Annotated in this window: 9 protein-coding genes and 1 tRNA gene; 3 read left to right on the top strand and 7 right to left on the bottom strand. The window is 44.2% G+C overall.

What is annotated here, in order from left to right; translation table 11 throughout:
* Positions 1-12: 12 nt before the first annotated feature.
* The 3 genes from K6V30_RS08400 to K6V30_RS08410 form a co-directional block, all read right to left on the bottom strand.
* Positions 13-4338 carry a CusA/CzcA family heavy metal efflux RND transporter gene (locus K6V30_RS08400; RefSeq protein ID WP_055268561.1) on the bottom strand — a complete coding sequence of 1442 codons (4326 nt, stop codon included), beginning with the start codon at positions 4336-4338 and terminating at the stop codon, positions 13-15.
* 140 nt (positions 4339-4478) lie between these two features.
* Positions 4479-5162, bottom strand: coding sequence for a hypothetical protein (locus tag K6V30_RS08405; RefSeq protein ID WP_032836733.1), 684 nt, complete (start codon positions 5160-5162; stop codon positions 4479-4481).
* Between the two features lie 653 nt (positions 5163-5815).
* Positions 5816-6214, bottom strand: coding sequence for a hypothetical protein (locus K6V30_RS08410; protein WP_010536590.1), 399 nt, complete (start codon positions 6212-6214; stop codon positions 5816-5818).
* Positions 6215-7090: 876 nt separating this feature from the next.
* Between K6V30_RS08410 and K6V30_RS08415 the strand changes: the two genes are divergently transcribed.
* A complete protein-coding gene (locus K6V30_RS08415) occupies positions 7091-7633 on the top strand; it encodes a glutathione peroxidase (RefSeq protein ID WP_055268562.1) in 543 nt (180 codons plus the stop codon).
* Here K6V30_RS08415 and K6V30_RS08420 read toward each other — a convergent pair.
* The 3 genes from K6V30_RS08420 to K6V30_RS08430 form a co-directional block, all read right to left on the bottom strand.
* Entirely contained in the window at positions 7611-8159 is a 549-nt protein-coding gene (locus K6V30_RS08420) for an NUDIX hydrolase (RefSeq protein WP_022301973.1), read from the bottom strand. The genes K6V30_RS08415 and K6V30_RS08420 overlap by 23 nt on opposite strands.
* Before the next feature lie 20 nt (positions 8160-8179).
* Positions 8180-9400: an S-adenosylmethionine:tRNA ribosyltransferase-isomerase gene (locus K6V30_RS08425; RefSeq protein ID WP_055268563.1), complete on the bottom strand. Its 1221-nt coding sequence runs from the start codon at positions 9398-9400 to the stop codon at positions 8180-8182.
* Between the two features lie 58 nt (positions 9401-9458).
* Positions 9459-9532 (bottom strand) — tRNA-Pro (locus K6V30_RS08430).
* Between the two features lie 297 nt (positions 9533-9829).
* Here K6V30_RS08430 and K6V30_RS08435 point away from each other — a divergent pair.
* Positions 9830-10693: a helix-turn-helix domain-containing protein gene (locus K6V30_RS08435; protein WP_010536594.1), complete on the top strand. Its 864-nt coding sequence runs from the start codon at positions 9830-9832 to the stop codon at positions 10691-10693.
* Positions 10694-10815: 122 nt separating this feature from the next.
* On the opposite strand, the gene aroB is transcribed toward K6V30_RS08435, so the two are convergent.
* The gene (aroB, locus tag K6V30_RS08440) at positions 10816-11877 is read right to left on the bottom strand and encodes a 3-dehydroquinate synthase (protein WP_010536595.1); all 1062 of its coding nucleotides are present in this window, start codon (positions 11875-11877) and stop codon (positions 10816-10818) included.
* Between the two features lie 80 nt (positions 11878-11957).
* On the opposite strand from aroB, the gene K6V30_RS08445 reads away from it, so the two are divergent.
* Positions 11958-12362, top strand: a complete 405-nt coding sequence (locus K6V30_RS08445; protein WP_055268564.1) for a hypothetical protein — start codon at positions 11958-11960, stop codon at positions 12360-12362.
* Positions 12363-12364: the final 2 nt, after the last annotated feature.

The raw sequence follows: 12364 nt of genomic DNA on the forward strand, positions 1-12364 counted from the left end.
ATATACATTCGTTTATTTGAAGAGTTCATATTCCAGTGCGGCAATGTTGTATTGATAGACTGTTTCGATGTAACCACGGCGGATATCCCTTGCGGTTGCAATCGACTGAATATATTCGGCAATACCCGTCTCGCTTTGCTGCAACTGCAAGTTGGCAGCTTTGGTCAGTTCGTCCGCTTCTTTCAGTGCAGAAGAGGTGTAATAGCGTAAACTCTCATTATATCTGCGGAGAGAAGCTTCCAGTTCGAGTACCTTGTTTCGTAGTTCCCGAATGTTGGAGTCGGCTTGGATCTGTGCTGAAGTAGCGGCCAGGCGCGCTTGCTTCACTTTGCTCCTTTGCGGCAAGAAGTAGATCGGGAAGGATACTCCTACCATCCAGGCATTCAGGTTCTTTAACGGGAGAATGTCTTGGCGGGTATATCCTATACTGAGTTCCGGAAAGAAGTGACTTTGTTCTACATGGAGCGTTGCTTTGGCTTCATCTGCCTGACTCTGAAAATAGCGGGTATGTGCTTCGGACAAGCTTCCGTCTGTTGTTCCGGTGTAGAAGAGAGACAAAGTCGAATCCTCGGGCATGACTGGGAGGTCCGAATAGCAACTCCACTGAAAGCGTGCCAAGGCCATTTTTTCTTCTTCCTGTGCCTGAAACCAGCGATTGTGAAGGTCGGCGGCCATGGTTGTCATCATATTTTTTTCGAGTAGGGTGATCTCTCCCTGCTGGTAACGCAATTCCCCGATGCGCTGTAATTCTTTAGCCATTTTGTCTTGGTCGCGATACATGGAGCAGAGGTTGGCGGCGTATTGATAGTAGGCCCATGCCCGTTTTACTTCTGCCGTCACTTCTTTTTCTACCATTTGGCGGTAGTAGGTATTTGTTTTTATCTGCCGGTTGACTAACGCATTTTTGTAGAAAGGTGTAAGGAGTGAACCCAGGCTCTGCTCGAAAGAGAGTTCTTTGTCTTTTTTGTTTTCTCCGTTGAGTTGTCCCCACGAATAGTTGAAAGAGGTGGGAGCAGCTTCTACAATCTCTCCGCGTGTCGCTTTGGCCTGTCGGATGGCGTTAGCGGCTATTTGCAGGCGGGGATGGTTTTGCTTGGCTATTCCGATAGCCTGTTCCAGACTGATGGCTTTTGCCGGTTGTGAGGAGGCATCAAAGGGAATCAGCAGGCACATAGGCAGCAGGATGAAAAACGGCAGATGAAACTTGCTTCCCGGACGTCTCAGTGTAGCAAATGAATGGACAATCCTGTAGAATACCGGAATGATGAGCAAAGTCAGTATGGTAGAAATGATTAGTCCGCCGATGACGACTGTTGCTAACGGTCGTTGTACTTCGGCACCGGCTGATGTTGCGATAGCCATTGGGACAAAGCCCAACGATGCCACTAGTCCGGTGAGGAATACCGGACGAAGCAGATGCGGGGTTCCCCGGGTTATGATTCGGTTCGTAGTCATAGAATAGGTGTTTTGCTTACGAAGTTCATTAAAATGATTTACCATGAGAATACCATTCAGCACTGCGACGCCAAACAAGGCAATGAAGCCTACGCCTGCCGATATGCTGAAGGGGAGTCCTCGTAGCCATAGTGCGATGATGCCACCGATAAGTGATAGCGGAACAGTGGAGAACACCATCAGCGTATAGGTGATGTTCTTGAAGGCGAAGAACAATATCAGCAGAATGAGCATCAATGCTACCGGAATGACAATCATCAAGGTATTGATTGCATTCTGCAGGTTTTCGAACTGACCGCCGTATTCGAAGTAGTATCCCGGTTTTAGCTTGATGTTCTTATCCAGTGTCTTTTGAATATTGGCAACGACTTGCTGAATATCCGCATCACGTACATTGACACCGATGACAATGCGTCGTTTGGTCGCATCCCTGTTGATCTGGAGCGGGCCGCTGACGAGATCGATGCTGGCTACTTCGCCAACGGGGATTTGGATTCCTTCCGAAGTGCGTACAAACAGTTTGTCGAGATTCAAATCTGCCACTTTCTCTTGGTCGAGGCGGACTACCAGGTCAAATCTCCGTTCGTTTTCAAAGACAACACCGCTCGACTCTCCGGCATACGCTGTCCGGATGATCGTGTTGAGTTCTTCGATATTGATTCCGTAACGTGCTATCTTGCTGCGATTGTATTTGACAACCAGTTGCGGAAGTCCCATCGTTTGTTCTACAATTACGTCTGCTGCTCCCGGAACTTTTTCTACATAGGCGGCAGCTTCTTTTGCCCTTTCATAGAGTTCGTGGGTGTCTTCACCGTACAGCTTGACGGCAATATCTGCTTTCGCTCCTGTCATCAGCTCGTTGAAGCGGAGTTGTATAGGTTGTGAGAAGTTAAATTCGGCGCGTTCGGCAAGCGGTTCCAGTGCTTCCTTCATCTTTTCTACCATTTCTGCACGGCTTTCTGCGCTCGTCCATTCCTTAAAAGGCTTCATGATAATCATCACATCGGCATCTTCTACCGCCATCGGGTCGGTAGGAACTTCGGCTGTCCCGATTTTGGCAACGACGTGTTTTATTTCGGGAAACTTGTCCATGAGTGTCTTTTCTGCCAACCGGGAAACTTCTATGCTTTCAGTCAGCGAACTGCCGGCAGGCAATGTCATCTGCATGGCAAAATCTCCTTCATCCAATGTCGGGATGAACTCCGCACCCAGCCGGGTGAAAAGAAACAGGGAACCTATCAGTGCGGTAAAGGCTACGATGACGGTACGCCATTTGTAATGCAGGCAGAAGCGCAGGCCGTGCTGGTATACTTTGTTCAGCTTTTCGAAGAAGCGGTCGGCCAGTGTCGGTTTCACTACAATATGGTGTTTCAGGAAGAGCGATGCCATCATAGGCACATAGGTCAGCGACAGGATTAATGCTCCGATGATACAAAAGACCAGAGTTTTGGCCATCGGAGTGAAGTATTTTCCTTCGATTCCGTTCAACGTGAGAATAGGGAAGAAGACGATCAGGATAATCAGTACGGCAAAAGTAGCTGAGCGGACTACTCCGGAAGCTCCTTTTTCCACTTCCCGGTCCATTTCCTCGCGGCTCAGCGTCCGTCCACGGAATTGTTTTCCGTAAATGTGGGCGAGGATGCCTTCCAGTATGACAATAGAGCCGTCTACCACAATACCGAAGTCGATGGCGCCGAGGCTCATCAGATTGGCAGTGACATTGAAGATGCGCATCATGATAAAGGCGAACAGCATGGCGAGTGGGATGACGGATGCGACGATCAGTCCGGCACGTATATTTCCGAGGAAGAGGATAAGAACCAGAAAGACGATGATTGCTCCTTCAATCAGATTGTTGACAACGGTTGAAATATTCCGGTTCACCAGTTCCGAACGGTTCAGATAGGGCTCGATGCTGACTCCTTCGGGCAACAGATGCTGTATTTTCTCTACCCGCTTTTCAAGCTCTTGTGTCACTACATTGGCGTTAGCGCCTTTCAGCATCATGGCGATTCCTCCTACACATTCGCCTTCACCGTCCATTGTCATAGCTCCGAAGCGTTTGGGAGCGCCAAACCGGACGACTCCTACGTCACTGATATGTACAGGAATCCCGTTTCTGTTGGCTACCACAATTTGTTCGATGTCTTTGATATCGGTAATCATACCTTCCGAACGGATATAATAGGCGTTCTTCATTTTTTCAATGTAACTTCCGCCTGTATTCTGGTTGTTGCTGCTGAGGGCTTCGAATACTTCACCAATGGTGATATTCAATGAAAAAAGAGCATCCGGATCGACAGCTACTTCATATTGTTTCAGATAGCCGCCGAAACTGTTGATTTCTACAATGCCCGGAATGCCGGACAGCTGGCGCTTTACCATCCAGTCTTGAATGGTGCGGAGCTCCATTGCGTCATACTTCTTTTCGTAACCGGGAGCTACCTTCAATATATACTGGTAAATCTCTCCCAGTCCGGTGGTGATGGGCATCATTTCCGGTGTTCCCAGTTCGGGCGGGATTTCTCCGGATACGGTTTGTATCTGTTCGTTGATGAGTTGCCGGGCATCGAGCGTAGGAACACTCTCTTTGAAAACAACCGTTACTACGGATAAACCGAAGCGGCTGACAGAACGGATATTCTCAACATTCATTATATTGCTCATCGCTATCTCGATAGGCATGGTGATGAGCTGCTCTACCTCTTGTGGCGCAAGGGTGGGAGATACGGTTACAATCTGCACCTGATTGTTGGTTATATCGGGCACGGCGTCGATGGGCAATGTCAGCATTGCGTAGATACCTCCGATAAACAAGAAGAGGGTAGTGAGTCCTACAAACAGTTTCTTCTTGATTGAAAAACGTACAATAGCTGTAAACATGATTATCTGGGTGTTATTATTTCATGCTACAAAACTAAGGACTATCTTCATTCGTGGTTATCGGGAATGAATGAAGCGGAAAGATTGCGAGGTGAAGTGACTAAATTGCGGTTTGAATGGTTTGGGATTCTTGATTCATTTTAAAATCTGTATCCGAGACTCACAAAGAACGAATGCATAAAGCGGAACGCAGGCATGGTCAGTTTCTTCCCTTCCACTACCATGTTGCGTCCACCGCTATACATGTCGAAGTCGGAAAAAGTGTATCCTGCCGAAAGCGTGTATTGTTCGCCCAAGTCGAGGGTAAACATGCCTTTGATGTGATAGAATATCGCTCTTCCTCCCCGGTTCTTGACCTGGTCGAATCTTTGCGAACTCCATATGCCGGAGACGTTGGGATAGTAGCTGATGTTCAACCGCTGGTTGACGGATAGCGGGATAGTCAGCCCCGGAGAGAGGATGAAGGAAAGTCCCATATCCTTATCTTTTCCCAGTTTGAGGGCGGGGGTAGCCAACTGGATGGCGGGACGCAATGCAAAGTGATGGCAGAGCGGGCTGTCGTCATCTGAACTCCATCTCCATCTCTGGTCTTTGGATACGCCCGAATAGCTTTCGTCTTCTATGGTGTTGCAGAAAAGGAACCCCATAGTGATGCCTGCATAGGGGATAGGCAGATAAGTGATGGTCGGCTCCACTTCCCACGCCGAGTAATTGTTCAGTGCACCGGCAAGTTCCACTTTCCATACAGGTCTTTTTTCCGCTTCCTGTGCTTGTCCGCCGACTGTAAGCAACAAGCAAATAAATAAGAGTGTTGTTGTTTTCATCGTTTATAAAATATGAGTTGCTTATTCGCAGATAAAGACACGGGACATTTAGAATCTCCCTACTGATAAAATGTTAATAAGATGAAAAGGGAGAGGAAGTACATCCGGTATCAGGAAGAAGTAGTTCCGCCATCAGTTTCAACCGTTGAAACAGAGTGTTTCATGCCTTGAAACAAAGTGTTCCAAGTAATGAAACAAAGTGTTTCTCGGCGTGAAACAAAGTGTTTCAAGCATTTGAAACTGTTTGAAACAATATATGTCAATAAATAATAAAAGAGGATGCCATGGGGTAATATGGCATCCTCTTGGGAGACAGACCGGAAGAACTACTTTCACAAGCGGTTCTTCAGTCTGCTACCTCCATATTTAATCTGGTTAGGATTACTCTTTGAAATAATGAAATACGTAAACTATATTCGCAGAATGACAAACGTTGCTATTTCCGATGTTAATTCAATGCTCTTGTCTTCGTGCAGAATGATAAAGTTGGCATTGTGCAGAGAGTTGATATACTCCAAAGTTATTCAGCTTCGGAGAGGTGATTCAACAATGCCGCGCTTTGCCGATAGTTGTTTGATCGTTAGCCAATTAGTCATAGTGATGGTGTGATTTTAAGATAAGTAGTAATAGTATGATTGTATGACAACGCGAAGTTAATCAGTGAAATCTTCGCTTTGTTGTTTGCCTGTTCTCTTTATGCGGAGAAGGTTCCACCATGAGTAGCAGGTCCAGTAGAAAAGTTCCGGCAAGTTCAGTTGCTCTTCGATGGGAATCAGTATATGTCCACGTTCGTGAATCCCCAGTATATGTAGATTTCCGCTATAACATAATATGTAAAGATATTCTTCTTCCCGGATGACGCAGTGAATGCACTTTATAGAAAGGGGAAAAGAGTGGTAAGGATCGTCAGAAGAAAATTCTACGGAGTGGGGATTGAGCTTTCCTCGCATACCTGTAAATACGGATGCTAATTCGGTAAACTTTTCGCAATCATTCTGCTTGTGCATTTTGTGGATGACGCGGCGCAATGTTTCTTTGTCTGGTCTGTTCATGTCTCTTTAAATATTTATGATCGCTCGCATCTTGATGTATACTATGCCACGTATATAAAAGAAGTCGGGCGCTGAGTTCATATTTATCCGCTAAGAGGTAGTACCAGTACCCACAGTGTTTAATAAATACGTTCACACGCCCGACCCTACGTCGTACGCATTGAACACATTTATTGAAACACTGTTTATTTGCATTAATTAAACTTGGTACTTTTCTTAGCGCAAAAACGTTTCAATATGCCGCATTTCTCTTCGGCTTTCAAAGAACAAAGGTAAGTGAATTGTTGAGGATTGCAAAGAAAAAGGAATGAATTTTCTTGCTAAGTGTAATAAGCCTGGTAGGATATCTTTGTATGGGAGTTAGGTCTGAATAAAATACAGGGAGATTTTCAACTTCTTGGACAATGCTATCTGACCTCTTGAATGATACCATCTGATCTGCTGAACGGTACTGTCTGACAAATAGGCAAAAGAGTGCATCTGTTTTTAGTAAAAAAGGTATGTATCAAAAGTAAATAGATACTTTTAGGTCATCAGATATAAACTTGCTGGTTTGTGCGGGAAGTGTTGATATCCAGTTTGTTATCGTGATTTGTATAAGAAAATGCGGTGATGGTAAAAACTCAAATTCATTTGTCATCACTTTATCGTCACTGCTTGTCGTCACCTAGTTAATGTAATGAATAGCAATAATTTAAATGCTGAAAAACAGCCAAAGTGACGGGTGACGGCAAAAAAAACGTTTTTATCTTCTAAGAATGTATCTTTTCGAACCATTCGGCTTGGATACGAAAAGAATTGGAATTGTTATGATACGGCAAAACATTTTTTTGTTTGGGCTCGTTTATTATATAGCAAACTAAATATATATTCAGTATGAAGTCATTTATTTTAATGGTAATAACTATGGTATGTGCAATCTCACTGGAAGCGCAGAATAAATCTTTCTACGATTTCAATGTGACGACAATTGATGGTAAGGAATTTCCGCTTTCATCTTTGAAAGGGAAAAAGGTGTTGGTAGTAAATGTAGCTTCTAAGTGTGGATTGACGCCACAGTATGCCAAACTGCAAGAGCTGTATGATAAATATAAGGATAAGAATTTTGTAATCATCGGCTTTCCGGCCAACAACTTCATGGGGCAGGAACCGGGCAGCAACGAAGAGATTGCTCAGTTCTGTTCATTGAATTATGATGTTACTTTTCCGATGATGGCTAAGATTTCCGTCAAAGGCAAAGACATGGCGCCACTCTACCAATGGCTGACGGAAAAGAAGCAGAACGGAAAAGAGGATGCACCTGTCCAGTGGAATTTCCAGAAGTTTATGATAGATGAGAACGGAAGCTGGGTTGGCTTTGTTGCACCCAAAGAGAGTCCGTTCTCTGAGAAAATTGTTACTTGGATAGAGGAGGAGTAGGAACGGAAGAAGGATAAAGGGACGGAAGAAGGGATACTTTCTTCAATTCTCCCTCAAAGTTGGGAGTGAAGATGCCTTTACCGAGATTTTCCTTTATTTCTTCGACGGTCCAGAAACGACCGCCGTCCAACTCGTCACTGGGATGTAGCTCACCGTCGTAAACCGTTTTGTGAACGAAGACGAGTTCCTTCTCACGATCCGATTCGAATACATAGCTGGTTAGCAGTTCGGGAGTAAAGTCCGTGATACCTAGTTCTTCGCGGACCTCCCGTTTGAGTGCAATCTCTACGCTCTCGCCCAAATCGACATGTCCGCCAACGGCTGTATCCCATTTCCCCGGCTGAATATCTTTCCATTCCGGACGCTTTTGCAGGTACAAATCTCCTTCCGAATTGAAAACGTGAAGATGAATAACCGGATGCAGAAGCTTGCTTCCGCTATGACATTCTCCGCGTGTAGCGGCTCCGGTGATATTTCCCTGTTCGTCTACGATAGGAAACATTTCTTGATTGTTATCGCCTGGCATTGTATCTTTACTTTTTTTGTTTATGGTATCAGCAAAGAAGAGTCTCCATAGCTCAGGAAACGGAAATCGTGACTCAGTGCATAATCATAAATCGTGCGCCAGTTTCCTTTCACGAAGGCGGAAACCAAAAGTAACAGTGTACTTTGCGGCTGGTGGAAATTAGTAACCATCGCTTTCACTATTTTATACTGATATCCCGGAGCTATAATAATCTGAGTGCTGCTGTGAAGTGTTTCCAACCCGTTTCTGTCCAGATAACCTAATATTTTCTGTAATGCGACAACGGGAGGAATCTGATCATACTTCTCGTAAGGCTGCCATTGTCTGACGTGTAGTTCCTCTTCCGTAGCGTCCGGATTTTCGGCCAATGTCACTCCGATATGATACAGGCTTTCGAGAGTACGTACCGAAGTTGTTCCTACAGCAACAGCGCATCCGTCATGGTCGATCAGTTTTTTGATGGTTGCCCGATTGACGGAAATGTACTCTGTGTGCATCTCATGTCCTTCTATCTCTTCGCTTTTTACCGGTTTGAATGTTCCGGCACCTACGTGTAGTGTCAGTTCTTCGAGATCGATTCCTTTCTCCTGCAATGCTTCCAGTACACGGGGCGTAAAGTGCAGTCCGGCTGTTGGCGCGGCAACCGAGCCTTTTATTTTGGAATAAACAGTCTGATAGGTTTCTTTGTCGCTCTCTTCCGTGTCCCGATTCAGGTATGGAGGAATCGGCAGTTCTCCGAAGACTTCGAGGATATCGGCGAAGGTTACTTCCGGATTGTTCCAGGAGAAATCGATCCAGTGGCTGGTGCCTCTGCATTCTCCCCGTGTAGCAGTCAGGGTGATTGTGAATCCTTTCACTGTCATCTCCCGCTTCAAGGCTCCGTCTTTCCATTTCTTCAGATTGCCGATCATGCAAAGCCATGCAGCGTGTTCCGTCTGCTGGAAATTTAATACATAATCATTGGGTTGAATCGGTTCCAGGCAAAAGACCTCGATCAATGCTCCCGTTTCCTTCCGGAAGTGCAGGCGTGCCTGAATGACTTTGGTATTGTTGAATACCATCAGACTTCCTTTCGGAAGATAATCAGGCAAAGATGTGAAAACATCTTCGGTAACTTCACCATGGCGATATACCAACAATTTTGATTGGTCGCGGACTGTTAAAGGAAATTTGGCGATTCGTTCATCCGGTAGCGGATAGTTGTATTCGCTGATGTGAATATGTCTCGGGTCTTCTTTCATTCTCGTTTCAATAAAAAAAGCATCAATAACCCATCGATTATTAATGCTTTGTCGGTAGTCGGGATGACAAGATTCGAACTTGCGACCACACGCCCCCCAGACGCGTACTCTACCGGGCTGAGCTACATCCCGAATTGCGGATGCAAAAGTACTGCTTTATTTTTAAAAAGCAAATAAAATAGCCCGTTTTTTTCCATTAGCTGATTTTAGGATATCTTTTTGTTTTCGGGATATAAAGGTCCTGCAGTCTATAATAAATCTAAATAATATAGGTGTTCATAAACTAACATAACAGGGCTTTGTTTATAAAATTAAGTGAATAAATGGTTCGTAATTTCTTTAAAATGAAACCATATTGGCATAGGACAAGTGAGAGTAGTTTTGGATAGTATATTTTTGTATTTAGTTTTATTTAATGAGGGGGTAAATGTGTATAATAAAAATAGAGAAACGTTAGAGGCTTATGTCTTAGGTGATGATTTTAAGTATTTTCAGAATTTGAAGTATCTTCCCCTAAGCACTTATCCTTCTAATATTCAGTCAGCTTTGGTCATATATTGCTTCAGTGGAAAGGCCAGGCTTAATGTATATGATGATTCGCATTGGATACAGCCACAAGAATTAATTATTCTGTTGCCGGGACAGTTCGTTTCATTCACCGAGGCTAGTGATGACTTTCTGACTACCACGCTGGTAGTATCGCCTACAATGTTTAGCGATACATTGAGTGGTGTGCCGCGATTTTCGCCTCATTTCTTTTTCTACATGAGGAGCCATTACTGGTATCCTCAGACGGAAAATGATACCCGGCGATTGATTAACTATTTGGGAATGGTTAAGGATAAAGTGACGTCTGATGATATATACAGGCGTGAACTGATTATCCATTTATTGAGATATCTGTATCTGGAATTGTTTAATGCTTATGAAAAGGAGGCAGCTTTGGTGAACACTCGGAAAGATACTCGCAAAGAGGAATTAGCCAATAAATTCTTTGGACTGATAATGAAGCATTTCAAAGAAAATAAAGACGTAGCTTTCTACGCTGATAAACTGTGTATCACTTCCAAATACCTGACAATGGTGATCAAAGAAGTGAGCGGCAAGTCAGCCAAAGACTGGATTGTTGAATACATCGTGCTGGAAATAAAGGCTTTGCTGAAGAATACGAACATGAATATTCAGGAAATTGCCGTTAAAACAAACTTTGCCAATCAATCGTCATTGGGGCGTTTCTTCAGGAAACATACCGGAATGTCGTTGTCCCAATACCGGATGAGTAACTTAGGATAATATTGAAGATGCCTGTGGGGAATAAAGGCATATGTGGGGAGAGGAGAATGGGAAAGGGAAAAAAGAAATGGGAAACCTTTTAGGGAATCCCATTCTCCTTTATAATTATAAGGTGTCTCAGATCAGACGCCCATACATTCGCGATAGAAGTCGAGCATTTCAAAAATGGTATCTTTATCAGCGGTCTGGTTGATACAAATATCTCCGATCTCTTTCAGTAAAGTGAAATTGACCGTTCCTGAAGTGTTTTTCTTATCATGTTGCATAAATGCGTAAAGTTGTTCGTACTGTTTGCAATCGAACGCGAATGAGCCATAATTCTCTTTAATGAATTGAATGGTCTGCCGCATTTTGTCTTTCGGGAAGCCTGCTTTAAGGTGCGACAGATAAAGTTCGCAAACGATTCCCCAAGCTACGGCATATCCGTGCAGTACGGGACGATTCTCAGCCAGTGCCAGACTTTCGAAGGCATGTCCTGCCGTATGTCCCAGATTCAGTGCCTTACGGATACCATGTTCAAAGGGGTCTTGCTCCACTATATCTTCTTTTACCTGTACCGAACGTCCTACCATATCTTTGAGGGCTGCATAATCGATGTTATCTGTATCAAAATCCAGCAATTCTACCCAGTGGGCGGTATTGCTGATTAATCCATGCTTTAACATTTCGGCGTAGCCGGAGAAGAAGTTGTGTGCATCGAGACTGCGTAGAAACTCGGTTTCAATCAATACACTGTCTGCGGGGGCAAATGCACCGATTTCGTTTTTCAGTCCGTTGAAGTTGATTCCTGTTTTACCGCCGACGGATGCGTCGACCATGGCCAACAGCGTAGTGGGAATATTAATATAAGCGATTCCACGTTTGAAGGTAGCAGCGGCAAAACCTCCTAAATCGGTTACCATCCCGCCACCAAGATTGATGAGCAATGAATGTCGTGTAGCCCCTTGCTGACTCAGTGCCATCCAGACGGATGCCAGAGTTTCCAGCGTCTTATGCACATCTTCGGCTCCGATATTGATTTCGACAGCATCTTTCAGAAATGATACTTCTTTCAATGAGGGCAGACAAAGACGCTGGGTATGTTCGTCTGTGAGGATGAATAACTTGTCATGCGGACATCTTTCAATGGCACGACCGAGGCTTGTTTCCAAGCTTTCGCAGAGAATGACTTCTTGTTTACTCATGATTCTTTTGCTTTTTCTTGGTGCAAATGTATATAAAATATCTTTTTTTCCTTACTTTTGTCTCATTAAAACGTTTAATTATGAAAGCATTGTTTCCTGTATTTTGTCGTCCTTTGGGATATGTGGTGTTGTTATTGGCTTTGTTTCTTCCTTTTATTTTGGTGATGCAAGGGTTGGTTACCGACCGTAACCTGCTGCTCTACAAGGAATGTACGAAGCTGTTGATGATGGCAGGATGCTTGTTGATAATCTTTGCTTTGAGCAAGAACGAAAGCCGCGAGACGGAGCAGATTCGTAATACGGCTGTTCGTAATGCTGTCTTTCTGACCTTCCTGTTTGTTTTTGGAGGTATGTTGTGGCGTGTCCTGCAAGGAGATGTGATTAATGTAGACACTTCCTCTTTTCTGACCTTTTTAATATTTAATGTGCTTTGTTTGGAGTTTGGTCTTAAAAAAGCGCTTGTTGATCGATTCTTCAAAAGATAATT

Source organism: Bacteroides faecis, from assembly GCF_020091505.1.
GTDB lineage: Bacteria > Bacteroidota > Bacteroidia > Bacteroidales > Bacteroidaceae > Bacteroides > Bacteroides faecis.

Coding starts and splice junctions, on each gene's coding strand:
- K6V30_RS08410 (WP_010536590.1), bottom strand. CDS start 6,214: ATGAACAGACCAGACAAAGAAACATTGCGCCGCGTCATCCACAAAATG.
- K6V30_RS08420 (WP_022301973.1), bottom strand. CDS start 8,159: ATGCCAGGCGATAACAATCAAGAAATGTTTCCTATCGTAGACGAACAG.
- K6V30_RS08400 (WP_055268561.1), bottom strand. CDS start 4,338: ATGTTTACAGCTATTGTACGTTTTTCAATCAAGAAGAAACTGTTTGTA.
- K6V30_RS08405 (WP_032836733.1), bottom strand. CDS start 5,162: ATGAAAACAACAACACTCTTATTTATTTGCTTGTTGCTTACAGTCGGC.
- K6V30_RS08415 (WP_055268562.1), top strand. CDS start 7,091: ATGAAGTCATTTATTTTAATGGTAATAACTATGGTATGTGCAATCTCA.
- K6V30_RS08425 (WP_055268563.1), bottom strand. CDS start 9,400: ATGAAAGAAGACCCGAGACATATTCACATCAGCGAATACAACTATCCG.
- aroB (WP_010536595.1), bottom strand. CDS start 11,877: ATGAGTAAACAAGAAGTCATTCTCTGCGAAAGCTTGGAAACAAGCCTC.
- K6V30_RS08445 (WP_055268564.1), top strand. CDS start 11,958: ATGAAAGCATTGTTTCCTGTATTTTGTCGTCCTTTGGGATATGTGGTG.